This is a genomic window from Marinomonas epiphytica, assembly GCF_054780655.1.
In genome coordinates, this window is sequence record NZ_BAAGVX010000026.1 from 443,434 (window position 1) to 467,594 (window position 24,161).

Genomic DNA, 24,161 nt, shown 5'->3' on the forward strand with positions numbered 1-24,161 from the left:
AATTAGGCGCTTTTTTTATGCTTACCTTTCCCAGTAGCTTTCTTCTAGGCTGTCTTCTTTTTCTGGCAATCCCTTGGAAAGACGAGATGCATTTTGAGCCAGAATCTCATAACTCACACGATTTGAATATTTACAAATCTGCGAAAAAGAAGAATAGGCTAAAAAGTGCTCGATATGCTTACTGGAATTTGGCACAACCTCTTTGTGAAAATGATTGGCTGAAATGTCATGTAGCAAGGCTGAAAGGGCGCCGTCTCCTGCGCCATTGGTGTTGCGTATTTTCTCTGGTCCCCCCATGTAAGGGTCTATATGTGAAAATACTTTAAGTGGCTGGCGACATGATGCCTTGAGCATTGGGCGGCTAAATTCCCAACGGTTAAAGTCTGCTAGGCTACCTGACTTGATTGGGTTTGAGGTCTCTCGTTTAACACTATCATCTGTATAACCACAAAGGTACAAACCCTCTGGGCCAGCAGTGAGTAGCACGACATCAACCATTTCTAAGACTGCATCAGCGGCTTGTAAAGGGTCTTCAAACCCTGTTAAGGCTTGCGCTTCAAGCTCGTTCATAGCGAGAATATTGACATCGCGTTTGATGATATCCAGCAATTCTTCACGATTTTCTTCCACAAGGTGCTGAGTGCCAAGGGTTAAGATAGTAGGGACTTGGTGTTTAGTGGCTAATTCAAGAGCTTTGAGCATGGCCTCTTTTATTGGCTTATCTTGATGGCGTAAAGGGTAAGCGCAAGTCACCAGTGCCGCGGCTCCTGCAATAATATTCTCCGGAATATGCTTGCTGTCTAGGTCGTCCATATCACCAGGTGCAATTGCAAAGGTTCGCTCTCCATCTGGCGTAATAAGGGTGATACCGCGACCAATGTCGCCAGGCACTCCTTGTAAATGGTTCATGTCTACCTTACTACTGGTGTCACAAATATAGTGATAAGCGGGTGACCCAAGAGCAATGTTGGAAGACATTACGCCAAGTAAAACGGATTTGTCATCAGCCAATACAGAGTAGTTATGAATGGTATTGCCTATGGTGCCGCCAGCAAAATGGTCGGAAATACAGCCTTGAGCGGTCAGTTGCTGGTAAATATCAGTGGCAGTTTGGGTATCAACTAGGTTAGATAAGCCTTTCTGGATTTTATACTTTTCTAGAAATTCATTGCTTACATTTGCCACAACATCGACAATAGTTTCATCTAATCCCACTATGTAGGTGTCTTTATCAGGACGCACCTCTGAGGTAGGTAAGGCAGGTTTCTCTTGAGAAACAGGAAAGTAATGTTTAAGTTTGCGTCTGCCTGGAAATTTCATCTTCTAACCCATATAAAATTTTAAGGGTGGGATTTTAACAAACTATCCGCGTGACCGTTAGGTTTGCCAGCCCATCTAGGATAAAAATGACAGAATTAGAACTAGACAGATACAGTAGACAGCTCTTGCTGTCTAATTTTGATGTGCAAGGCCAAGTTAATTTGGCACAAGCTCGTATTTTAATTGTTGGAATGGGGGGCTTGGGCAACATCGCAGCCACCTACTTAGCAAGTGCTGGTGTGGGTCAGTTGCTTCTAATAGACGATGATCAAGTGGAGGTGAGCAACTTACCCCGGCAGGTGCTTTATGACGAGGCTCAGCTGGGGATGAGTAAAGTACAGGCTGCACAACAACAGTTGCTGAAAAAGAACCCTCATTGCGAGGTGCTTATTCGCGAACAGCGCTTAACCTATGATGACATAGATGAGCTGGTTGATAAGGCCACCCTAGTGCTTGATTGCACAGATAACTTCACCACTCGGCAAATGATAAATCGAGCTTGTTATCAACAGAAAACAGCGTTGGTGAGTGCTGCGGCGATTCGCTGGGAAGGTCAGTTAATCAGCTTTCGTTATGATCAAACCCTTACCACTTGCTACGAATGTTTGTACCCTGACCTGTCCGATCAACAGCTCAGTTGCAACCAAAGTGGTGTAATTGGTCCGGTAGTGGGGACTTTAGGGGTATTACAAGCTTTAGATGCTTTAAAAATTGCCAGTCAATGTGGCGAAGTTAAGCATGCCATATTGCGCTTATTTGATGGCTTTACAGGGCAATGGCGTCAACTTGGTATATCAGCTGAGCCAAATTGTTCCGTATGTAGTCATAAAGCTTAGGAGTAATTTGATTATTTGGCTTGAAAGGCAATAGATAACCCCTATTTTAGTTATTAATAATTTTCGCTAAGGGTTTACGGCTTTTTCCGTTAGAATCTTTGTCAAATTTCAATCTGGTTGGTGATGGCCAGCAGAGTATATCTTTTTGGAGTAATTTATGAGCGATGTTAAACACGCTAAACTGATGATCTTGGGATCTGGCCCGGCTGGCTACACCGCAGCTGTATATGCCGCACGAGCAAACTTAAAACCTGTCATGATCACAGGTATGCAAATGGGTGGTCAGCTAACCACAACCACCGAAGTAGACAACTGGCCTGGTGATGATCAAGGTGTTCAAGGTCCTGAGCTGATGGACCGTATGCGTAAACATGCAGAACGTTTTGAAACAGAAATTATTTTTGACCATGTTAATAAAGTTGACCTAGAAAATCGTCCATTTCGCTTAGAAGGTGATAGTGGCGTTTACACTTGTGATGCCTTGATTATTTCAACAGGGGCGAGTGCTCAATACCTTGGTTTGGAAAGTGAAAGTAAGTATATGGGGCAGGGTGTATCTGCCTGTGCAACCTGTGATGGATTCTTCTACAGAAACCAAGATGTTGCTGTGATTGGTGGTGGTAATACTGCCGTGGAAGAGGCTCTATATTTATCTAACATTGCTAAAACCGTTACCGTGATTCATCGTCGCGATAAGTTCCGCTCAGAGAAAATTCTAGCAGACAAACTGTTAGACAAGGCTGAAAACGGCAACGTTAACATTGAATGGTATTCTGAGTTGGACGAAGTGTTAGGTGATGATGGCGGTGTAAACGGCATTCGTATCAAAAACAACCAGACGGGTGAGAAAAAAGACCTTTCCATTGCAGGTTTGTTTGTTGCCATTGGTCACAAACCAAATACGGACATTTTTGCTGGCCAATTGGAGATGAAAGACGGTTACTTAAAAGTACAGTCTGGTTCAGAAGGCAATGCAACTCAAACCAGTATCGAAGGTGTGTTTGCTGCGGGTGATGTGAGTGATCATATTTATCGTCAAGCTATCACTTCTGCCGGAACGGGCTGTATGGCCGCACTGGATGCTGAGCGTTATTTAGACTCTTTAGAGTGACCGCTTCTTGCAAATTGCAGACATAAAAAAATCGATCCTAGGATCGATTTTTTTATGTCTATGAAAAGCGCCGTAATTATTGAGCGTTGTATGCTTCAACGCCTTCAACAATTGCTTTTTTAGCTTCCTCAGCGTTCGCCCAACCTTCAACTTTTACCCACTTGCCTTTTTCTAGGGCTTTGTAGTTTTCGAAGAAATGCTCGATCTGATCACGCAAAAGTTGTGGAATGTCGTTCACATCTTGAATGTGACCGTATTCTTTGCTCAATTTTTCATGAGGTACAGCAACCAATTTTGCGTCCATACCTGCTTCATCAGACATGTTTAGAACGCCAACTGGGCGGCAACGAATAACAGAACCCGGTACAACAGGGTATGGAGTGATGACAAGTACGTCAACTGGGTCGCCGTCGTCAGCCAAGGTATTATTTACATAACCATAGTTAGCAGGGTAGAACATTGGGGCCGTCATGAAACGGTCAACAATCAAGGCATCCATGTCTTTATCAATTTCGTATTTGACAGGGTTTGCTTCTGCTGGAATTTCGATGATGACGTTAATGTCGTTAGGTGCGTCTTTACCCGCTGGTATCTTGCTATAGCTCATTGTTATCTCTTCCAATGTGTTAAATATTGGCGATATTATAAAAGCAAGCTTGGGTTGATGCTAGCGAGGAAACTCATCAAGGGTGAATTTTCACTATTTTTTGCCATTAAAAAGGCTAAAATTACCCTAAACTGATCATAAGTTATTGCTTTCTTTCTGAATTTAGCTAGTCTTAAGAAGTGATCAAAATATAGTCGTGAGGGCAAAAATGACCAAATCAGAGCTGATAGAGCTGTTAATTGATCAGCAATCGCACTTGCCAGTGAAAGATGTGGAGCTTTCCATCAAGGCCATGTTGGAGCATATGTCTGACTCTTTGGCCAATGGCGAGCGTATTGAAATTCGTGGATTCGGCAGTTTTTCGTTGCACTACCGTGCACCAAGAATGGGGCGCAATCCTAAAACGGGTGAGTCAGTAGAATTGAATGCTAAATATGTACCCCACTTTAAACCTGGTAAAGAGCTTCGTGAATTAGTGAATGGTGAAGATAAGCCAAATGAACTGAACTAATTTACATCTTATGCCTCGAAATTTTTGCGCTATCACGGCATAATGTCTGCATTCTAATGTTGGTAGGCTGTATTATGCTTAAATGGTTAAAAAGGCTAGTTCTCACCATACTGATCATTTTCTTTCTTGTTGTGGGAATTTTCTTTGCAATACGTAACCCACAACTGATTCATCTTGACCTTGTTTTTTGGCAGGCACCTGAACTTAGCATCGCCCTATATGTCATTTTGGCTTTCTTCTTTGGCGCATTGGCTGCCTTTATGATCAGTTCGATTACCTACCTAAGATCGGAGCGTCAGATCCGCGTACTCACACGAAAATACGACAAAGCTTTCATTGAATTAGAAACCTTGCGCAAGGACTCTCTGACTAAAGAGTTGTCGGTCAGGAAGGAGTAATAGAGTTGGCGGAAGTCGGTCTATTTGTTGTCCTTTTTGTTGCGCTATTTGTCGGCTGGGCGATGGGCAGAAAAAACCCGACCAAACCTCAAAAAGCGGAAAAGAAAAGTGTGCCTGCTAATTACTTTAAAGGGTTAAATCACCTTTTAAACGATCAGCATTCCGAAGCCATTGACGCCTTTGTCGACTCCCTTGAAGTGAATTCCGACACCTTTGATATACACCTGACCTTGGGAAACCTGTTTCGCAAAAAGGGTGAAATTCAAAAAGCCATTAATATCCACCAAAGCCTCTTAGCAAGACCGGAAATTTCACAACGAGAAACTCGCATGGTGCAACTTGAGTTGGCCAGTGACTTTATGTCTGCCGGACTATTAGATCGTGCTGGTCGCTTGTTGTTAAACATGGCTTCGACCTCCCGCAAAAGTGAGTTTTACCCGAAAATCCTAACGCTATTAATTGATTTGTATGAGTTTGAGCAAAGCTGGGATAAGGCCATTCAAATTGGCCCAGAATTGCTTAAAGAGTCTACGAGTAAAAAAGAAGTGAAGCGTCTGGCTCATTTTCATTGTGAAATGGCGGATGAAGCATTAAAGAAAGATCAACTAAAGTTTGCATACCAACACTTTAAATCAGCCCTTGATGTGGACCCTAGTTGTGTTCGTGCCAGTATTGGCGCTGCGGATGTATTGAACGAACAAAAGCGCTACCGGGATGCCATTAAAGAGCTCAAGCATGCAGCGGAACAAGATGCAGAGTTTATTTCCGTGATCATACCTAAGTTAAAAGACAACTATCAAAAGGTATGGGCTGGCAGTGGCTATATTAAATTCTTGCAAGAACAAAACCAGAAAAAACCAACGGCAGCGTTAATTGCCGCTTTGGTTGAGCACTATATGGAAACGGATCGGGATTACGCTGAAATGTTTCTAGTTGAACAGCTAAGAATCCATCCAACCATTAAAGGTTTCAAAGAACTAATACATCTGCAGCTTTCTGATGTGTCAAAAGACGAATTCGACCAGCCACACCTTGTGGTTTTATATGAGTTAATCAATCAACTGGTTGAAGTGAAGCATAAGTACCGCTGTCGCCAATGTGGTTTTTCTGGCCACCAATTACATTGGCAATGCCCAAGTTGTAAGACTTGGGGAGTAGTCAAGCCGATTCATGGTTTAGAAGGCGAATAGCCAGTGTGGCCTATAGAGTTAACTGTTCGAATAAGAGGATACTGAATGAGTTGCCAATCCCCCATTGTGGTTGCCTTAGACTTCCCTACCTTGGATCAATCCTTGGCAATGGCAAAACGCTTAGACCCTAAGCAATGTCGTGTTAAGGTGGGTAAAGAGCTGTTTACAACGGCAGGTCCTGTCATTCTGGACGAATTACATAAATTGGGTTTCGATATTTTTCTGGACCTGAAGTTTCATGATATTCCGAACACTGTCGCCAATGCCGTTTCGGTGGCAGCAAAAGCTGGGGTGTGGATGGTGAACGTACATGCAAGTGGCGGTCGTCGTATGATGGAAGCCTCAGCCAATGCTTTGCAGCAGCTCGATCATAATACCTTGCTGATTGCAGTCACGGTATTAACGAGTATGGACCAGAGTGACTTATTAGAACTGGGCATTGAGCTGACTCCTGAACAGCAGGTAAAACGCCTTGCTAAATTAGCACAGTCTTCGGGTATGGATGGCGTAGTGTGTTCGGCGCAAGAATCTAGCGTTTTATCAGAAGAATTAGGTAAGGACTTTGTTCTTGTGACTCCTGGAATTCGCCCCGTTGGTGCAGAGCAAGGTGATCAAAAGCGCATTATGACGCCAGCTCAAGCGATGGCCGCAGGGAGTCATTACCTGGTTATGGGGCGACCTATTACCCAAGCAGCAGACCCTATTGCGGTATTGAGCCAAGCAAATCAAGATCTTGGTGTGCAGATTTAAGCCTCTACCAAGTTTTACAAAAGCTACAATTTATTATATTCGTGGCCTTGAAGAGCCGTTGGCTGGCAACTAATCTAAAACCGTTTCGAGTAAAAAAGCATTGTTCGAAGCGGTTTTTTTATGGCTGGAAGCCAGCTCAACTATAAGGAATTAGTATGATGAATTTAAAACGTGTTTCTCGTCTTGGTGTTTCTCGGGTCTTATTGCTCATTGGTTTGTGTTTGTCTCCTGTTAGCTTGCTCGCGGCTACTCCTCTTGATATTAACGGTGCAAGTGCGCAAGAGTTGGCTGCAGTTATGAATGGAGTAGGTGATAAAAAAGCGCAAGCTATAGTGGCTTACCGGTCTGAGAATGGGCCTTTTACGAGTATTAATGATTTGGCAAAAGTAAAAGGGATTGGCGCGGCCTTGATTGAACGTAATCAAACTGTGATTCGAGTGTTACAAGAATAGCTTTTTAGCAGACTCAAAAGCCGATCTTAATGATCGGCTTTTTCATGATTAAGCTCTTGCATCGCTTGGTGCTGAGAAATGAAAACCTGCCCAGTTAGCTGCTCAAGTAAGGTTGAGCTTCGCAGGCGGTCCATTACAGGGCCTTTTACTTCAGAAAGGTGCAACTTTACTCCAGAATCTTTTAGCCTTTCTATGATTTTTTCTAAGCTTTGCAGGGCACTGGCATCAATCATATTCACAGCGGTACACATGAGAACCAGATGTTTAAGCTCTCTATTTTCTGCGACCAAATACTGAAGCCTCTCTTCAAATACCCTGGCATTGGCAAAGAACAAGTTCTCATCAATACGCACCGTTAAAATGGTGGGGTGTGTTTCAACCGCAAAGCGTTGGACATTTCGATAATGCTCGGTTCCTGGAAGGCGGCCAACAATGGCGATGTGAGGGTGACTGGTATGCCACAAGAAGAATAAGACAGATAGAATAACCCCACAGATTAAGCCGGTTTCCATTCCTTCAATCATGACCACACAGAAGGTAATAATTAATAAGTAAGCCTCTTTTTTAGAAAAACGCCAGAGTAATTTAAGGTCTTCTACACTTACTAATTGCATCATGGAAATAGAGATAATGGCAGCCAAAATGGCCGTCGGCAAATAATAGAAAAGTGGTGTTAGGTACAGCAAAGTCAGAAGAATGAATAGGGCAGACAAAATTCCCGTCATCGGGCTTTTGGCGCCACAGTCTGTGTTTAGTACTGTACGAGAAAAGCCCCCAGTAACAGGGAAAGCACCTGACAAGGCTGAGCCTAAATTTGCTAGGCCTAGACCCACTAACTCTTGATTGGGGTTAATGTCTTGGCGTCGTTTTGCCGCAAAAGACTGGGCCACGGAAACCGAACCAATAAACCCTACAATACTGATTAATATGGCACTGGGTAGTAACTGTTTTGCGGTTTGCCAAGTTACCTCTTGTAAGTTAAGGCTTAAACTGTGACTTGAAACAGAGCCAATGATACTGACGCCTTTCTCGTTTAAAGAAAACAGGTAAACAACGACCGTCGCAATAATCACCACGAGAACAGGGCCGGATTTACCAAATAGTTGAACCGCATTTCCAGATAAACCAAGCTTTTTTAGCCAGGTAGAAAAGTAACGACGGATAATGAGCAAAGCGCCAATGGAACTAAAACTTAAAATGGTCGTGGCTAGGTTAAGGTCATAAAGGTGTTCGGACAAACTGGTTAATAAAGGAATCAAGGTGTCGCCAGAGGATTGAATGCCCAGGAGATGTTTGATCTGACCAATGACAATTAATAAGGCCGAGGCACTGATAAAGCCAGAAACAACAGGGTGACTTAACAAGTTTGTTAAAAAGCCTAAACGTAATAAGCTAAGTACTAACAAAAATACACCTGACATAAAGGCAAGCATAATCGCTATGGTGGCGTAATGTTCACTGCCCGTTGTAGCAAAGGGTAAAACGGCAGAGGCTGTCATCACTGAGGTGAGAGCCACTGGGCCAACCGCTAATGAACGACTAGTGCCGAATAGAGAGTATAAAATAGAAGGTAAGATACTAGCGTATAGTCCAGTAATAGCAGGCAAACCCGCTAGCATGGCATAAGCTAGGCTTTGTGGAATCACCATAATGGTAAATACGATACTTGCGACAGTATCTTGCTTTAATTCCATTGCGTCGTAACTTTTAAGCCAGCTAAGAGCGGGCAAAAATCGAGTCCAATTCTTCATATTGCAGAAACCAAATTAATCGGGGGGTGAAAGAAATGTATTTGCATATATTGTTATAAGCTTATTTCTTAATGGTATATCTGGTGCTTTTGAGAGTAAAGGAAAAAGATAGGCAGAAAGCGTGTATTTCTTATTAGTTAAGTTGGAGTATAGGTAGGAAAATACACACCTTATTAAGAAAATTTGCTAACCTTCCTTGTCGACTATTTAGCTTAGGAAAAAATTGTGTCAGAAGAGTTTCAGGTCGTTTCGTCTTACTCTCCCGCCGGAGATCAACCAAAAGCCATAGAGAAACTAGCGCAAGGAGTTGAGTCGGGGCTTGCCCATCAAACTCTACTGGGTGTAACGGGCTCAGGTAAAACTTACACGATTGCCAATGTCATCTCTAAAGTGAAGCGTCCAACTATTATTATGGCGCATAACAAAACCTTAGCAGCTCAGTTGTATGGTGAATTTAAAGAGTTTTTTCCTAACAATGCTGTTGAGTATTTTGTCTCTTACTATGATTACTACCAGCCCGAGGCGTACGTTGCTGCTTCTGACACCTTCATAGAAAAAGATGCCTCAGTAAACGAACACATAGAGCAAATGCGCTTGTCGGCAACCAAGGCCTTGTTGGAACGTGAAGACGTGATAATAGTCGCAACAGTTTCTGCAATATATGGTTTGGGCGACCCACAATCCTATTTAAAAATGATGCTACACCTAGACCGCGGTGAACGCATTGACCAGCGCGCGGTACTGCGACGCTTAGCCGAACTTCAGTATACCCGTAACGACCTAGTATTAGAGCGTGGTAACTTTAGGGTTCGTGGTGACATTATTGAAGTGTTTCCAGCCGATTCAGAGGATTACGCCGTTCGCATAGAGCTATTTGACGATGAAGTGGAAAATTTATCGGTTATTGATCCATTAACTAATAAAACCATCCGCAAAGTGCCTAGGGTTACTATCTATCCGAAAACTCACTATGTAACACCGAAAGAAACCGTGCAAGACGCCATAGAGCGAATCAAAGTGGAGCTGGATCAGCGCCTTGAACAGCTTAAGTCACTTAACAAACTGGTGGAAATGCAGCGTTTAGAACAGCGCACTCGTTATGATCTGGAAATGATGCAAGAGTTAGGTTATTGCTCTGGTATAGAGAACTACTCACGTTATTTATCAGGTCGCCCAGAAGGGTCACCACCACCAACGTTATTTGATTACCTGCCAGACAATGCCTTACTGGTGATCGATGAGTCCCATGTTACCGTGTCGCAAATTGGCGCTATGTACAAAGGGGATCGCTCCAGAAAAGAAAACTTAGTGGAATACGGCTTTCGTTTGCCTTCCGCGATGGACAATAGACCAATGCGATTTGAAGAATGGGAGCAAATTAAGCCGCAAACGATCTTTGTTTCAGCTACTCCAGGAAAATACGAAGCAGAACACCAAGACTGGGTGGTCGAGCAAATTGTTCGCCCAACAGGGTTAGTGGACCCAGAACTAGAAGTGCGTCCCGTGGCCACACAGGTAGATGACCTACTTTCAGAAATTAACTTGCGTATCCCATCTGGTGAGCGAGTATTAGTGACGACCTTAACAAAACGCATGGCAGAAGACTTAACAGACTATCTAAACGAGCATGGTGTGAGAGTCCGTTACCTACATTCAGATATTGATACAGTAGAACGAGTTGAGATTATTCGCGACCTTCGCTTAGGGGAATTTGATGTTTTAGTTGGTATCAACCTCTTGCGTGAAGGTCTGGATATTCCCGAAGTGAGTCTAGTGGCTATTTTGGATGCCGATAAAGAAGGCTTCCTACGTTCAGAAAGTTCACTGATTCAAACCATAGGTCGTGCTGCGCGTAATGTGAAAGGGAAAGCGATTCTATACGCCGATAGAATTACAGGCTCTATGTCTAGAGCGATGGGAGAGACTGAGCGTCGTCGTGCTAAACAGCAAGAGTATAATGAGCAACATGGCATTACACCGACCGGTATTAGTAAATCTGTCGAAGACATTATGGAAGGAGCATACAACCCAGGAGCGGGTAAACGCGGTAGCAAAGCGAAGAAGGTCGCTGAAACCGCGAAAGACTACCAAGTAGAAAGCATGGAAGACGTAGCTCAAGTGCGTAAAGCCATGGTTCAACTTCAAAAAGAAATGACCTTGGCGTCAGAAGAGCTTAAATTTGAGTTGGCGGCAGGCTATCGAGATCAAATACGCCAACTACAAAAGAAACTAAAAGATGTGGGTGAGGCTTAAAAGCTAAAAGGGAGATACAATGGCGATAACGCTAAGAAACTACAACATTGTAAGAGTGATTGATAACGGCGTTATCGTTAACTGTACCGTCATGGAAATGTGCTATGACTTCGCCCTCGTTAAATTCAAAGGGAAAAAATACAAAGTGCCTTATCACCTAATTGATGAAGTGATAGGACACGAGCTATTAGTACCAGTGAACGACGACTAAATCTGCCTTCAGCAGCAAAAAATCCCGTGCAGAGCTTGTCAAATGGTAAGCTCTGAGTATAATAGCCCACACTTTTTGGGAGTATAGCTCAGTTGGTTAGAGCGCTACCTTGACATGGTAGAGGTCGACAGTTCGAATCTGTCTACGCCCACCAAAATTTATACTTACTACCTTCCTGAATTAAAGAGTGTAAGTTACGAAAGCCGAACCCAGTGTTCGGCTTTTTTGTATCTGATTTTGGTTCATTTCTCCCCCATCTTTGGCCCATTTGTATCCAACTTCGCTTAATGTTTTTGAAAATAGTGACCTTTACCCTGTTTTTTCATGGTGTACTTAACACGAATCTGTCGATTCACTTGTCATGCCTTAGCCAGTCTGCCTTTCATCTGGCAGGCTGGCTTTTGCTTTTCTATGGGAGGCTAGATTAGCAAGCTTCTAACTTTTGCTGAGATGAACTCAGAAACCACCACGGTCAGTAGGATGACAAGAATGATGAGTGTTACCTGAGGCCATGCCAAAACATTCAGTGCAGAAGATAGGAATAAGCCAATTCCACCTGCACCGACCAATCCTAGTATGGTGGATTCACGAATGTTTATGTCCCAACGGAAAATGGTGATGCTCAAAAATGCCGGAAGAATCTGCGGGATAATGGCATAGTTAATGGTTTGAAAACGCGAAGCGCCGGGTAAATGGACGGTAACCTGCACAAGCAACCGCTAATGGGTTAGAGCCTGTGTTAAAGCCAGCAATGTGAAGACGGCCTGCACGCATCGCTTCAATTTGCGCTGCGTTAGATTGAACAGGGAAGAAACGTACTTTTTTACCCGTCACGCTTTCCATGTGTTCAAGGAACTCGGACCAAACATCTGCATACACTGCAGGATCTTCAACAGGCGTGTAAGCAAAGATAAGCGTGCTAGGGTCGATTAATTTAGACTAATCTGTTGGGATGTCGGTAATCAAGTCTTTATCTTGATCAAGGTAACGGCTATCTAATGTGAATGCAGCATGAGCAGCGCTCACAGAGCATAACGAGACAAGTAGTGCTAGTTATATCGCTTTCATGGTGTTGCTAACAATTAGGTTAAAATATATGAAATAAAGCATATATTAAAATGGGCAAGGTTAGGAAATATACGATTAAGCACATCATCGTTATTGCAAAGAGTAAGTAAACGGAAGATATGATAAGCGGAGGTTGTGAGTGAATAGGGGGCAGCAAATTTTCCCGTAGTTCAGTCTATAAGAAATAACACTTTATTGGCTGTTTTTATAGCACCTTTCGTGATGTTGAGAAGGCTTTCATTCCATGGAGGCTCTATTCTACTTCGAATCAAATGGAAACCATGCTTTGGTATATAGGTAGACGAGTTGCTTAACATCGTTAATTAGTTATTGCTTAAAAGCCCATATCAAATTTCTTTATCTGTAAATCAGGTTTGAGTATCGGGTCTGCCATCCTTTTAATTTCAAGTTGCACGTATTGCCAATACTCAGGATTATCAAGTGTTCGCTGTTTAATTTGGTTTGGGATGAAACGGCTCATTTCGTTGTTGAAGTCAGCTTTTACCCCTTCATCGGTGAGTAATTTTTCGACTTGAAGGGCAAGTGACTCTATGAAGTTAGCTTTTGTTTTTTCTCTTGCTGCAAGTTTTTGATTGATCAGCTCTGTGGATACGCCAATACCTCTTTGCTTGATCCAAGGAATATCCCAAACTTCACGAGGTTTAATACGTCTGGAGCGGTAAGTCTGGGCGGTTGGCTTCTTTTTCGATACTGATTTTCCAAGAAGCTGTGTCTCCTTGTTTGTCTTGGTTCGGCTTATTTACCCAGACTTCTGTTTCATATTTTTTTTGTATGTAGTTTTGAATCTCGATTTCTAAACCATCAAAATGACCAGGCTTAAAGTCATGGCCGCCATTAAAGTCTAAATCTTCAGACAATCGAGAGCTGTTGTAGCATAACCGAAGAGATGTGCCGCCTATAAACGTTAGTGATTGCATTACCCCCTGTTTTACCATGACCGCCATAACATCATGGTGCAATATTTCTTTTTCTATGACAGGTGTTATTCCAGCATACTCAGGTTTGTCGTTTACAATTTGCTTTATAGCTTCTTTAAGCATGTTGTGCCTCTAACATGTGAAGGTTTCGATTACAGTTTTTTAAGTCAATAAGCGCTTGGGGTGTTTTGGCCCGATACATTTTGATATCTGAATCGAAATAAACATTAGGAGCGATTGCCTCGACTGCTTTTTTTGTATGTGTAAACTCAATGACACCATATGGTGTAGAAAAAATGCCACTTCTACCTTTTGTCATCACAGTGAGTCTGTCTATAACAATTTGCGAAATATCACCAGTATAACTAAGTTGGCTCTCTAGACTGATATAGTTAAATACGTCTCCTCTAAGCTTATTTGCAATCTTGTAAATAGCCGTTGATCCATCAGGCGGAGTAATTGTACTTTCAAAAATACCCGTTGCGACCCTTCGTAAGACACCGCTTTTTACGCAATCTGTGAGGAATTTTGTAAAAGCAGGGGTGTGCTTTTCGCCGAGCATAAATGCTATTTCTGTCGCCGTATGAACACCGCCACCAGCTTTAGTAGCGTGAGATAGTGCGGACAGTAATTTGTCTTTTTTACTCATGTTAGTCTACGTATTATTACCTTAGGTGTATTAAAGTGTAGACTTGAAAGGTTGGGTTGGTAATATTTAGGTCTACAAAATATTACCTAATTAGTATTTTTTTGTAGACCATTTATAGATGGAATTGGCCTTCATTTCTGTAAAAGCCTATTTTTCTACGAATCAAAGCGGCAAAGATGTCCAAAAATATACTTTGATTCAAAGCAAATGATATTAAGTATTTATGGACTTTTTGTTTCTGATTTTGGCCCATTTTTGTCCCGCTCCACTTGAGGTTGCTAGAAATGGTGACCTTTACCCTATTTTTCTCATGGTGTACTTAACATAAATCTGTAGTAGTCTTTACAAACAGTTAACATTTGTTTTTATTAGGGATGTATTTGTGACTGAGAAAGTACTTATCTCATGGATTGGTGAAACAGACTTAAGAGCAGCTACTTCAGGTATGCCATCAGATGCTCCTATATCGGCTACCTTAGAGAATTACACCTTTGATCGAGTGGTTCTTCTTTGTTCTTATTCAGAAACAAGGAGTGCTCCATATATAAAGTGGCTGGTAAGCCAATCGAATCATAATATTGAGTGCTACCAAGAGACATTACTTTCTCCTGTAGATTTTGAGTCTATATATCATGCTGCTGACAAACATCTTAACGTTTTAAAAGAATCAAACACCGACATCGCTATTTTATTAAGCCCCGGAACGCCTGCTATGCAAGCCATCTGGATACTGCTTGGCAAAACAAAGTACGCTGCCAAATATTATCAATCCAGTAAAGAGCAAGGTGCTCAAGAAATAAATGTTCCTTTTGAGATTTCTGCTGAATACACACCTCCCGCCACCAAGTTAAGTGACTCACAACTCAAAGAACTAACCAATGACGCGATAAGTTCGAATGCTGCGTTTGAAAATATTATTACTCAAAACCCAGCTATGCTGAGGTTAAAGCAACAAGCCGCCATTCTTGCAAAGCGCGATGTCCCTGTATTGATTCAAGGCGAAACCGGTACAGGAAAAGAGCTGTTTGCCCGCGCGATTCACAATCAAAGCGAGCGTTCTGCGAAACCATTCGTAGCGGTAAATTGCGGTGCTTTTCCTTCCGAGCTGGTGGATTCCATGCTCTTTGGTCACAAAAAAGGCGCATTTACAGGAGCAAACAGCGATCATCAAGGCTTCTTTCAACAAGCAAACGGCGGCACCTTATTTTTGGATGAGTTTGGCGAGTTAGAACCTTTCGTACAGGTGCGACTGCTAAGAGCATTACAAGAAGGGGAGGTTACCCCAGTAGGTGCAACCAAAAGCCAAAAGGTCGATGTGCGTGTGATATGTGCCACCCATAAAGACCTAATACAGGCCATTAGCGAAGGAAGCTTTCGTGAAGACTTGTTCTATCGAATCGCCATCGGTGTGCTTACATTGCCTCCGTTGCGAGAAAGACAGGGCGACATGCTATTGCTGATCGAAAAAATGCTAGTAGCGCTTTCTTTGCAAGATCCCTTACTTAAAGGTAAGAAATTTTCTGTAGAGGCAAAGAATTCATTGCTTCACCACACATGGCCGGGCAACATACGAGAACTAAAATCTACTATTTTAAGAGCATCGCTATGGAGTAGCGGTGACATCATTGCGGCAGAAGACATACAGCAAGCCTTCTTCCAATACCCAGATGATAACACCAACTTGCTTGATAGGGATGTCTCTCAAGGTATTGATATTCAAAGTATTATTTCAGAGGTGGTGGGTGATTACATTCCCAAAGCCATGCAGGCTGCACAGGGCAAAAAGTCCAGAGCCGCCGAATTGCTGGGCTTTAATAATCACCAAACCCTCGACAACTGGATGAAAAAACACAACGTAAAGCTGTGAAACAACCAAAACTTGGCACGTTGCTCGCAATAGCGTTGTTATGGAAAAAATATTATTTATGAAATCACAAAACTTTGAGTTTTTACGCGCAGAAAATGAAACCTTAGCGAACCTAGGTGGTTTGGCTGAAGCGATATTGTTTATCGACCCTGGCAGTGCATTGACGCGACTTAGAGCGTTCGCAGAAGAGCTCACAAAATCCATTTATAAAGAACAGCGCCTGCCTCGACTGCCTGAGGCCACATTGAATGACCTCATTCGAAATCACGTATTCCAGAATTGTGTAACCAAACCTCTAATCTATCAACTTAATTATTTGCGAACACAAGGAAATGAAACAGCCCACGGGGCAGAAGGTGATCTTCGCACGGCTCATATGGCGCTGGGTATCGCTCATCAATTGGCAAGTTATTTAGCCGTAAAGTGCTACGGTAAGAAAAGAGAAAGCCTACCTGAATTTATTGATGTAAAAGACAACCGAGAAGAAGCCGTTACCTTAAAAGGCTCATTAAACAAATACAAAGAAGAATTAGAAAATCAGAAAAAGCTCAATGACGAGCTGCTAGAGCGAGTTGAAAAAGAGCGTACGAAAAATCTTCAGCATTTAGACGCTCCTGCTTTGCCAGATCAAGCCAAACTTAAGCAAGAAAGTGAAGCGGTAGCCGAAAGCCTGCAATGGAGTGAAGCCAAAACACGAAAGCTGCTCATTGACTCTATGCTTGCCCAAGCTGGGTGGGATGTTTCTAACCCAGAAAGCGTTGGTATCGAAGTAGAAGTCGCTTTTCCTAATAATCCATCTGGTAAAGGCTATGTAGATTATGTTTTATGGGGTGACGATGGAAAGCCCTTAGCTGTTGTTGAAGCAAAACGTACTAGTAATGCTTCCGACCAAGCAGGGCGCGAACAAGCTCGCTTGTACGCTGACAGCCTAGAAAAACAGTTTGGCCAGCGTCCTGTGATATTCTATACCAATGGCTACGAAACCTTTATCTGGGATGATGCACAATACAATACACCACGTATGGTGTATGGATTTTACAGTCAAGATAGCTTGAACTATTTGGTTTACCAGCGCCAGTATCGAGACAACCAACTTGAGCAAAACAATCCCAATTTAAACATTGCTGATCGGCTATATCAGATCGATGCTATTAAGTCGGTGGCAAAAAACTTCCAAGAACAGCGTCGTAAAGCGCTAATTATCCAAGCGACAGGTACGGGAAAAACCCGAGTCTCAATTGCACTGGCAGATCTCCTATTAAATGCAGGTTGGGCAAAGAGAGTGCTGTTTTTGTGTGATCGTAAAGAGTTGCAAACTCAAGCCAGCGATGCTTTTAAAACGAACTTACCCAGTGAGCCCCGTTGTGAGATAGGTGAATCCTATAATATCAACGAGAACGCCCGTATTTACGTGTCAACTTACCCAAGTATGATGAATCGCTTTGCGCAACTAGATGTTGGCTTTTTTGACCTGATTATCGCCGATGAAAGTCATCGTAGTATTTACAATCGCTACCGAGACATCTTTGATTATTTTGATGCCTTACAGGTAGGTTTAACCGCCACCCCTGTAAAATACATTAGCCGTAATACCTTTGATATGTTTGGCTGTGAAACGACAGACCCAACCTATGAGTTTACCCTAGATCAGGCGATCAACCACGAGCCGCCATACTTGGTCGACTTCAAGGTGAAAGATGTCACGACGGAGTTCTTGCGTGAAGGTATTCACTACAAAGATTTAACGGATGAGCAAAAGCAGCAGCTTGAAGACGATCTAGGTTTTGATCAAGCGCAGAACGCTAGTTATGCAGGCAAAGATATTGGTCGTCGTATCTTCAGTGAAAAGACCGATCAAGAAATCCTTGAGAACTTGATGAATAACGGCATCAAAGATGAAACCAATTCCTTAGTGGGTAAAACCATAGTCTTTGCCAATAACCAAAAGCACGCTGAGCATTTGGAAAAATTATTCTGCAAACTATACCCACAGCACGGCAATAAAGTCTGCAAAGTCATTCACAACAAAGTGCCTCACGTTGCAAGCTTGATTAAAGAGTTCAAAAAAGGCGACAACGATTTCCGTATTGCCATATCGGTGGACATGATGGACACAGGGATAGACGTACCAGAAGTGGTTAACTTAGTGTTTGCTAAGACTGTGAAGTCGTCAGTGAAATTCTGGCAGATGATCGGTCGCGGTACGCGTCTTTGTAAGGATCTTTTTGGGCCAGGTATAGATAAGAGCGAGTTCTTGATTTTCGACCACTACGGCAACTTTGAATACTTTGAGCAAGAATACAAAGAAGCCAATGATATTGGTGGTAAGCCTTTATTACAAACTTGTTTTGAGGCACGAGTCAACCTTGCGATTCAAGCGTTAAAACATAATCACAAAGACGCCTTTGATACCGCTATAGAACTTATCAAAGCAGATTTGAGCGATTTACCAAGAGACAGTGTTGCTGTACGCAAAGAGTTACGACAAGTGGACAGTTTAATCCAGACTGAACGTTTACGATCCCTTGATGCGACCACTCAACATCTGTTGCTTGAGACGATAGCTCCCTTGATGTCTTCTCGTGCATTGCAAGATAAGCATGCAACTCAGCTGGATCGCTTAATCGCAGCGATTGAAACCTGCATGGTTGAAAAAGCCAGTTGTTTTGAAGATGGTCGTGACACTCTCATCGAGCAGCTTTCTACCCTAGCGGTAAACATTCAAGCGGTTCGTCAGAAGCAAGCAATTATTGATCAAGTGAACAGTGCAGAGTTCTGGGTAGATTCAAGTATTGAAAAACTGGAAACTGCGAGGTCTCAGTTGCGAGGCATTATGAAGTTCCGTCAGAACAATACAAGCGGGAATTATGATGTGCTTAAAACACGTACACAAGATGGCGAAGTGCGTTCAGATGAGCGAAAACACAACTTGTTTAGTAAAGATGAAGTGAGCGTGTATCGCCGCCGAGTGAAAGAACTATTAGATGAATTAGTAAGTAGTAACCCCATATTGCAGAAAATCAGGAACAACGAAAGGGTATCGGAAGAAGATCTTAAAAATCTCACCTCGACCATCTTAACAACATATCCAACAGTGAGCCTAGATGCGTTGAATGAATTTTATGGCCGCACGGCGGATCAGCTGCACATTACTTTACAGGAATTGATAGGATTAGAACCTTCTAAAGTGAATGAACATTTCACCGGCTTTGTTCACCGACACCCAAACCTAACTGCTCAGCAAGTGCGTTTTATGGAAATGTTGAAAACCTATATTGCCAACTACGGCTTTATAGACATTGCCAAGCTCTACGAAGCACCTTTTACCAGTGTTAACCCAAAAGGCATTGACGGCGTGTTTAAAGAAGCAGATGTAGAAGACCTAGTGGCTGTACTAAAACCTTTCGTAAAATCGACTGGCCCAGATCAATCGGCACCCTAATTAAAGAGAGAATTTATGCTAACCGGACCAATCCGTAACGACATTGACAAACTATGGGAAAAATTCTGGACTGGGGGAATTACCAACCCACTAACCGTGATTGAGCAGATCAGTTACCTCATGTTTGCCCGTATGCTCGACATGCAAGAAGAAGCCGAAGAACGTAAGGCAAATCGTACTGGTAAAGCTTTTGTTCGCCTTTTTCCAGAGACCAAAGAAGGGCAATTACTACGCTGGAAAAACTTCAAAAACTTATCTGGAAAAGAGCTTCATAAACACCTTAAAAGCGAAGTGTATCCGTACTTTTCTAAACTAGGGCAAGTGGCGGATATAGATGAAGCGGATGAAAATACGCCTACCAAAGCGCTTGGTCACATCAGTTACTACATGGAAGACGCGGATTTAGAAATCAAAAACGAATCGGTTTTAGTAGCTGCGTTAGAAATGGTCGATTCATTACCGCTGAACCAAAGCGATGTAAAAGGGGATATCTACGAATATCTGTTAAGCAAATTAACAACAGCTGGCATCAACGGTCAGTTTCGTACGCCACGGCACATTATTGATGCCATGATCGAAATTATTGATCCACAACCCTTTGATACCATTTGTGATCCATCTTGTGGTACAGCAGGTTTTTTAGCGCGGACAATGGAATACCTGAATCGTCAGCACACCAGCCCAGAAAACATTTGGGAAGACGAAGAAGGCAATAAACATTACCCAGGAGACAAGCTAGAAAGCTACCGTGAGCACATCAGTGACGACATGTTCTGGGGCTTTGATTTTGATACCACCATGTTACGCGTGTCCAGTATGAACATGATGCTACACGGGGTGAATGGCTCGAATGTGGTATACCAAGACACACTAAATAAATCCATTCGTGAAAACTTCCCTAAACAAGAAGAAAACTTCTTCGACGTGGTGCTTGCGAACCCACCATTCAAGGGGAGCTTGGACGAGACTAACACCAACCCAGAACTGCTCAGCATGGTCAAAACCAAAAAGACCGAGCTGCTGTTTGTGGCGCATATCTTACGATCTTTAAAGCTAGGTGGCCGTGCCGCTGTAATCGTGCCAGACGGCGTGCTATTTGGTTCCTCTAAAGCCCATCAACAATTACGTAAAGAGCTGGTCGAAAATAACCAGTTGGAAGGCATCATCAGTTTACCAAGCGGCGTGTTTAAACCCTACGCAGGTGTGAGTACAGCTATTTTGCTCTTCACCAAAGGCGGCTCTACAGAGCGAGTTTGGTTCTATGACCTGCAAGCCGATGGTTACTCACTAGACGATAAACGCACGCCATTAAAAGGCGAAGGCAGTAACGACTTACCAGACGCCATTGCACAATGGAAAGCTTACCGACAGCTAGTTGAGAGTAACTTTGATTTTTCTCAATTTGGAGATGACGTGCAGGGATACGTCAATCCAGAAAATGCAGCTGCATATTTTCAGGACAAAACACAAAAAGCCTTTGTGGTGGATGCCACTGACATCGCCAGCAATAAATACGACCTCTCCATCAACCGCTACAAAGAAGTGGTGTACGAAGAAGAAGTCTATGAAGACCCGAAAGTCATCCTTGGAAAACTTATGGCCCTAGAAAATGAAATCATGGCAGACCTAAAAGAACTGGAGGGGTTGCTATGAAATGGCCGATGGTAAAGTTGGGGGATATTGTTGATATCAAGGGGGGGGGGACACCCAGCAAGGATATGCCTGAGTATTGGGGAGGCGATATTCCTTGGGTGTCAGTTAAAGACTTTAAATCTAGTTTGATTGATACCGCTTCTGATTATATCACAGCCCAGGGCTTGGAGAAATCTGCTACCAATTTGATACCAAGAGAAACAATTGTTGTACCTACTCGAATGGCAGTAGGCAAAGTTGCTCTTCTTGGTGCTGAGATGGCAATTAACCAAGATTTAAAAGCTTTGATAATTAAAAACGATGAGAAAGCAGACAAACGATTTCTATTGAGATTTTTAGAGTCTAGTGCCAATCAAATACTTAAATTTGCAAAAGGCGCAACAGTTAAAGGCATCACATTAGATGTTCTGAAGGACTTGGATGTACCACTCCCACCGCTTGAAGAACAAAAACGCATCGCCGCCATCCTCGACAAAGCCGACGCCATCCGCCGCAAACGCCAGCAAGCCATCGACCTCGCCGACGAATTCCTCCGCTCTGTATTTTTGGACATGTTTGGTGATCCAGTGACCAATCCCAAGGGATGGGATGTAGAATTGTTAGGCGAACATATTCAACATGCAAACAATGGTCTTTCAAGGCGGAGAAAAATTGAGGAAAACATCGGTGATATCGTGTTGAGACTTCAAGATGTTCATTATGAGAGCATTAGGTTTGGAAAGGAACTCAATAGGATTGAACTTGAAGACAAAGAGAAAAGTAGATATCGCTTAGATATAGGAGACTTGCTATTTATCCGTGTAAACGGTAATCCAGAATATGTGGGGCGTTCAGCGGTTTTTGAAGGATTTAATGAAGAAGTGTTTCATAACGATCACCTAATTAGAATAAAGGTTAAAGACTCATTTAACTCTAGATTTTTGTCTTATATGCTAAACCTACCGGGTGGCAAAAAAATAATATCAAGCAAGACTAAAACATCGGCAGGACAACACACCATTAGCCAAGGAGGAATAGAGTCTTTGGAGTTCATTGTTCCGCCTATTGATTTGCAAAACAAATTTGTCAATATTCAAAGTACAGTGAATAAACAATTGAATAAGCAATCTGTTTCATTTATTGAGTTGACTCACAGTTTTAGCTCGTTAAGCCAAAAAGCTTTTGCTGGCGAATTGTAGCTATTACTTTAAAAAAAGAATAACAAGGACGTTGATATGTCAGGTAAGTTTAATTTGTACGATGTTTATGGGCAGAATCTTAATTTTCTGTTTGGTGCTGGTGCATCATTTTATGGAGTATAAATAACTGTCAAAGCTATCCACAAAGAAAAAAGCAAATATTTATTTTTCGACAATACCAATCAAAAAGGAAGCTGTAGCGGAGAGTTTTACATAAGCTTTGGGGCCTATATCTATGCAGCGAATGAAGTTGGATTATTTGGCAACCAAAACTCCATCGCAAGGCCCCGGGCTTCTAAATGGGATTACACCGTTAAGCGGTTGAAAGAGCTTTGGGCAATATCTTAAGTCTGGGAAATTATAAACACTATAGGTAGTTAAATGGCATTTGATTTAAGTAACACCTTGGTTGTCGGCATTTCTGCCACTGCCTTGTTTGATATGAGTGAGTCTGACCGAATTTTTAATGAGGCACGTCTGAAAGACCCGTCAACAGCTGTTGAGGTTTATCAAAAATATATGCTTGAGCGTGAAAACGAGCCTTTGGCACCAGGAACTGGTTACCATCTGGCCAAAGCATTACTGTCTCTAAACGAGTTCAAAGCTGAAGGTGACAAATCACCTTTGGTTGAAGTGGTTGTTATGTCCCGTAACAGCCCTGATACGGGACTACGTGTCTTACAAACGATACGAAACGATAAATTGAATATCACACGCTCGGCATTCACCGCAGGTGAATCAGTGTCAGATTACCTTGAGGCATTTGACGTAGATTTGTTTCTAACTACCAATGTAGACGATGCTCAAAAAGTCATAGACTCTCGCCAATGTGCAGCCGCCATTTTAAGAGAACCACCTAAAGATGCGCCTAAGATTCCCGATGGTCAAGTGCGTATTGCATTTGATGGTGATGCAGTTCTGTTTTCCGATGAAAGCGAGTTGGTTTATAAAACTCTGGGAATGGACGCATTTCATGCTCAAGAGGATGAAATGCAAGATATCCCTATGGAAGAAGGACCTTACGCAAGCTTGCTGAAAAAATTATCCAAATTGCAAGATCGTCTACCCATTCGTGTTGAATCCTCACCTGTTCGTATCGCTATTGTCACTGCTAGAAATAGCCCCTCAGAAATGCGAGTTATTAAAACACTGCGTGATTGGGGAGTTTACGTTGATGAAGCATTTTTTCTAGGTGGCGTTGGTAAAGACAAGGTGTTAAAAGCCTTTAATCCTCATATTTTCTTTGATGATCAAGATGTTCACTTAGATGCTGCATCCAAGCTAGTGCCTTCTGCAAAAGTACCTTATCGAAGCTCTTCAAAATTGAGTGAAAAGGCTACTGGCACCAAGAGAAAACAATCTAAAAAATAAATTAAATTATAAAAAAAGTAAAATTATTTATCATCTGTAATTTTGAAATTGTTTTAAATTGTTGATTTTTAAGGATAAAAAAGTTGGCACACTATCTGCTGTATGCATATTAACTATTATTAAGGAGATATGTATGAAGAAAATGTGTTCAGTCGTGCTTATGTTTGCTGCCATCATCCCATTTCTTGGATTTGGTGTTATGGAGTTTTATCCAAACCTTGAAGAGGCGTCATACTTTTCAACCACTTTTGGTATTGGTGCAAGCTTATTCTCTGGCGCTGCTTTGGGATTAGCAATTTATTCGTTTGTGCTACAGCAACAGCAAAACGACCAATTTGAGCAAGCAACTTTGAAATCACTTGAAGGGCAGTTTGAAGCGCTTAACCTACTGAAAAAAGCGATAGATGAACAGGCTTCAACAGCTAAAGTAACAGCGCTTAACACATTGATCATGATGGACGAGCGACGCATACAAGACCTAAAAGAGTGGGGTAAAAATGTTGGTGATATTAATAAATATGCCGGCGGGATAAAGAAAGCGAAAAATCGGATTGAAGAGAATAGATTAAAAGTAGAACAAATTAACGATTCAATATAAGGACAAG

The 24,161-nt window shown here is 42.4% G+C and carries 21 protein-coding genes, 1 tRNA gene and 1 pseudogene; 16 read left to right on the forward strand and 7 right to left on the reverse strand.

The genetic code is table 11. The features are described from left to right. Positions 1-21: 21 nt before the first annotated feature. On the reverse strand, positions 22-1,320 hold the full coding sequence (locus ACYVGZ_RS07200) for an inosine/guanosine kinase (RefSeq protein WP_460753251.1): 1,299 nt from the start codon (positions 1,318-1,320) through the stop codon (positions 22-24). Between the two features lie 86 nt (positions 1,321-1,406). Between ACYVGZ_RS07200 and ACYVGZ_RS07205 the strand changes: the two genes are divergently transcribed. Further along, on the forward strand, positions 1,407-2,156 hold the full coding sequence (locus ACYVGZ_RS07205; protein ID WP_460753254.1) for a HesA/MoeB/ThiF family protein: 750 nt from the start codon (positions 1,407-1,409) through the stop codon (positions 2,154-2,156). A 157-nt stretch (positions 2,157-2,313) separates the two neighbouring features. Continuing rightward, positions 2,314-3,267 carry a thioredoxin-disulfide reductase gene (gene trxB, locus ACYVGZ_RS07210; RefSeq protein WP_460753257.1) on the forward strand — a complete coding sequence of 318 codons (954 nt, stop codon included), beginning with the start codon at positions 2,314-2,316 and terminating at the stop codon, positions 3,265-3,267. 76 nt (positions 3,268-3,343) lie between these two features. Here the strand turns inward: trxB and ppa are convergent, their stop codons facing one another. After that, entirely contained in the window at positions 3,344-3,874 is a 531-nt protein-coding gene (gene ppa / locus ACYVGZ_RS07215; RefSeq protein WP_460753259.1) for an inorganic diphosphatase, read from the reverse strand. 196 nt (positions 3,875-4,070) lie between these two features. Here ppa and ihfB point away from each other — a divergent pair, with 196 nt between their 5' ends. From ihfB to ACYVGZ_RS07240, 5 genes are all read left to right on the forward strand, one after another. Next, on the forward strand, positions 4,071-4,385 hold the full coding sequence (ihfB, locus tag ACYVGZ_RS07220; RefSeq protein WP_460753262.1) for an integration host factor subunit beta: 315 nt from the start codon (positions 4,071-4,073) through the stop codon (positions 4,383-4,385). Positions 4,386-4,459: 74 nt separating this feature from the next. Next, on the forward strand, positions 4,460-4,783 hold the full coding sequence (locus ACYVGZ_RS07225) for a lipopolysaccharide assembly protein LapA domain-containing protein (protein WP_460753264.1): 324 nt from the start codon (positions 4,460-4,462) through the stop codon (positions 4,781-4,783). Between the two features lie 5 nt (positions 4,784-4,788). After that, complete coding sequence (lapB, locus tag ACYVGZ_RS07230) at positions 4,789-5,973, forward strand: lipopolysaccharide assembly protein LapB (RefSeq protein WP_460753267.1); 1,185 nt, start codon at positions 4,789-4,791, stop codon at positions 5,971-5,973. 45 nt (positions 5,974-6,018) lie between these two features. Further along, positions 6,019-6,723, forward strand: a complete 705-nt coding sequence (gene pyrF, locus ACYVGZ_RS07235) for an orotidine-5'-phosphate decarboxylase (RefSeq protein ID WP_460753270.1) — start codon at positions 6,019-6,021, stop codon at positions 6,721-6,723. A 155-nt stretch (positions 6,724-6,878) separates the two neighbouring features. Beyond that, positions 6,879-7,175, forward strand: a complete 297-nt coding sequence (locus tag ACYVGZ_RS07240) for a ComEA family DNA-binding protein (protein ID WP_460753272.1) — start codon at positions 6,879-6,881, stop codon at positions 7,173-7,175. A gap of 26 nt (positions 7,176-7,201) precedes the next feature. Here ACYVGZ_RS07240 and ACYVGZ_RS07245 read toward each other — a convergent pair whose 3' ends face one another. Then, the gene (locus tag ACYVGZ_RS07245) at positions 7,202-8,926 is read right to left on the reverse strand and encodes a SulP family inorganic anion transporter (RefSeq protein ID WP_460753275.1); all 1,725 of its coding nucleotides are present in this window, start codon (positions 8,924-8,926) and stop codon (positions 7,202-7,204) included. A 225-nt stretch (positions 8,927-9,151) separates the two neighbouring features. Between ACYVGZ_RS07245 and uvrB the strand changes: the two genes are divergently transcribed. The 3 genes from uvrB (at position 9,152) to ACYVGZ_RS07260 (ending at position 11,544) form a co-directional block, all read left to right on the forward strand. Next, complete coding sequence (gene uvrB / locus ACYVGZ_RS07250) at positions 9,152-11,179, forward strand: excinuclease ABC subunit UvrB (protein WP_460753278.1); 2,028 nt, start codon at positions 9,152-9,154, stop codon at positions 11,177-11,179. A 19-nt stretch (positions 11,180-11,198) separates the two neighbouring features. After that, positions 11,199-11,390 (forward strand): hypothetical protein, encoded by a 192-nt coding sequence (locus ACYVGZ_RS07255; protein WP_460753281.1) that lies wholly within the window; start codon positions 11,199-11,201, stop codon positions 11,388-11,390. Positions 11,391-11,467: 77 nt separating this feature from the next. Further along, positions 11,468-11,544: transfer RNA gene (locus ACYVGZ_RS07260), tRNA-Val, on the forward strand. 265 nt (positions 11,545-11,809) lie between these two features. On the opposite strand, the gene ACYVGZ_RS07265 is transcribed toward ACYVGZ_RS07260, so the two are convergent. From ACYVGZ_RS07265 to abiEi, 4 genes and pseudogenes are all read right to left on the reverse strand, one after another. Further along, positions 11,810-12,100 (reverse strand): PhnE/PtxC family ABC transporter permease, encoded by a 291-nt coding sequence (locus ACYVGZ_RS07265; RefSeq protein WP_460753284.1) that lies wholly within the window; start codon positions 12,098-12,100, stop codon positions 11,810-11,812. After that, a pseudogene (locus ACYVGZ_RS07270) lies at positions 12,081-12,416 on the reverse strand (PhnD/SsuA/transferrin family substrate-binding protein); the annotation flags it as partial. The pseudogene ACYVGZ_RS07270 and the gene ACYVGZ_RS07265, both read right to left, overlap by 20 nt. A gap of 704 nt (positions 12,417-13,120) precedes the next feature. After that, positions 13,121-13,519: a nucleotidyl transferase AbiEii/AbiGii toxin family protein gene (locus ACYVGZ_RS07275; protein WP_460753287.1), complete on the reverse strand. Its 399-nt coding sequence runs from the start codon at positions 13,517-13,519 to the stop codon at positions 13,121-13,123. After that, positions 13,512-14,045, reverse strand: coding sequence for a type IV toxin-antitoxin system AbiEi family antitoxin (gene abiEi / locus ACYVGZ_RS07280; RefSeq protein WP_460753289.1), 534 nt, complete (start codon positions 14,043-14,045; stop codon positions 13,512-13,514). Before abiEi ends, ACYVGZ_RS07275 begins: the two co-directional genes overlap by 8 nt. Positions 14,046-14,427: 382 nt before the next feature. Between abiEi and ACYVGZ_RS07285 the strand changes: the two genes are divergently transcribed. From ACYVGZ_RS07285 to ACYVGZ_RS07310, 6 genes are all read left to right on the forward strand, one after another. Beyond that, positions 14,428-15,912: a sigma-54 interaction domain-containing protein gene (locus ACYVGZ_RS07285; RefSeq protein WP_460753292.1), complete on the forward strand. Its 1,485-nt coding sequence runs from the start codon at positions 14,428-14,430 to the stop codon at positions 15,910-15,912. A 58-nt stretch (positions 15,913-15,970) separates the two neighbouring features. Further along, positions 15,971-19,354, forward strand: coding sequence for a DEAD/DEAH box helicase family protein (locus tag ACYVGZ_RS07290; RefSeq protein ID WP_460753294.1), 3,384 nt, complete (start codon positions 15,971-15,973; stop codon positions 19,352-19,354). Positions 19,355-19,369: 15 nt separating this feature from the next. Beyond that, positions 19,370-21,007, forward strand: coding sequence for a type I restriction-modification system subunit M (locus tag ACYVGZ_RS07295; protein WP_460753297.1), 1,638 nt, complete (start codon positions 19,370-19,372; stop codon positions 21,005-21,007). After that, a complete protein-coding gene (locus tag ACYVGZ_RS07300; protein ID WP_460753299.1) occupies positions 21,004-22,185 on the forward strand; it encodes a restriction endonuclease subunit S in 1,182 nt (393 codons plus the stop codon). Before ACYVGZ_RS07295 ends, ACYVGZ_RS07300 begins: the two co-directional genes overlap by 4 nt. A gap of 381 nt (positions 22,186-22,566) precedes the next feature. Further along, entirely contained in the window at positions 22,567-23,556 is a 990-nt protein-coding gene (locus ACYVGZ_RS07305) for a 5'-nucleotidase (protein ID WP_460753302.1), read from the forward strand. A 133-nt stretch (positions 23,557-23,689) separates the two neighbouring features. After that, on the forward strand, positions 23,690-24,154 hold the full coding sequence (locus tag ACYVGZ_RS07310) for a hypothetical protein (protein ID WP_460753304.1): 465 nt from the start codon (positions 23,690-23,692) through the stop codon (positions 24,152-24,154). Positions 24,155-24,161: the final 7 nt, after the last annotated feature.

Excerpts from the sequence above, each read along its gene's own strand:
- ACYVGZ_RS07200 (WP_460753251.1), bottom strand. The coding sequence starts at position 1,320 with ATGAAATTTCCAGGCAGACGCAAACTTAAACATTACTTTCCTGTTTCT.
- ACYVGZ_RS07205 (WP_460753254.1), top strand. The coding sequence starts at position 1,407 with ATGACAGAATTAGAACTAGACAGATACAGTAGACAGCTCTTGCTGTCT.
- trxB (WP_460753257.1), top strand. The coding sequence starts at position 2,314 with ATGAGCGATGTTAAACACGCTAAACTGATGATCTTGGGATCTGGCCCG.
- ppa (WP_460753259.1), bottom strand. The coding sequence starts at position 3,874 with ATGAGCTATAGCAAGATACCAGCGGGTAAAGACGCACCTAACGACATT.
- ACYVGZ_RS07225 (WP_460753264.1), top strand. The coding sequence starts at position 4,460 with ATGCTTAAATGGTTAAAAAGGCTAGTTCTCACCATACTGATCATTTTC.
- pyrF (WP_460753270.1), top strand. The coding sequence starts at position 6,019 with ATGAGTTGCCAATCCCCCATTGTGGTTGCCTTAGACTTCCCTACCTTG.
- ACYVGZ_RS07240 (WP_460753272.1), top strand. The coding sequence starts at position 6,879 with ATGATGAATTTAAAACGTGTTTCTCGTCTTGGTGTTTCTCGGGTCTTA.
- ACYVGZ_RS07245 (WP_460753275.1), bottom strand. The coding sequence starts at position 8,926 with ATGAAGAATTGGACTCGATTTTTGCCCGCTCTTAGCTGGCTTAAAAGT.
- ACYVGZ_RS07255 (WP_460753281.1), top strand. The coding sequence starts at position 11,199 with ATGGCGATAACGCTAAGAAACTACAACATTGTAAGAGTGATTGATAAC.
- ACYVGZ_RS07275 (WP_460753287.1), bottom strand. The coding sequence starts at position 13,519 with ATGCTTAAAGAAGCTATAAAGCAAATTGTAAACGACAAACCTGAGTAT.
- abiEi (WP_460753289.1), bottom strand. The coding sequence starts at position 14,045 with ATGAGTAAAAAAGACAAATTACTGTCCGCACTATCTCACGCTACTAAA.
- ACYVGZ_RS07290 (WP_460753294.1), top strand. The coding sequence starts at position 15,971 with ATGAAATCACAAAACTTTGAGTTTTTACGCGCAGAAAATGAAACCTTA.
- ACYVGZ_RS07295 (WP_460753297.1), top strand. The coding sequence starts at position 19,370 with ATGCTAACCGGACCAATCCGTAACGACATTGACAAACTATGGGAAAAA.
- ACYVGZ_RS07300 (WP_460753299.1), top strand. The coding sequence starts at position 21,004 with ATGAAATGGCCGATGGTAAAGTTGGGGGATATTGTTGATATCAAGGGG.
- ACYVGZ_RS07305 (WP_460753302.1), top strand. The coding sequence starts at position 22,567 with ATGGCATTTGATTTAAGTAACACCTTGGTTGTCGGCATTTCTGCCACT.
- ACYVGZ_RS07310 (WP_460753304.1), top strand. The coding sequence starts at position 23,690 with ATGAAGAAAATGTGTTCAGTCGTGCTTATGTTTGCTGCCATCATCCCA.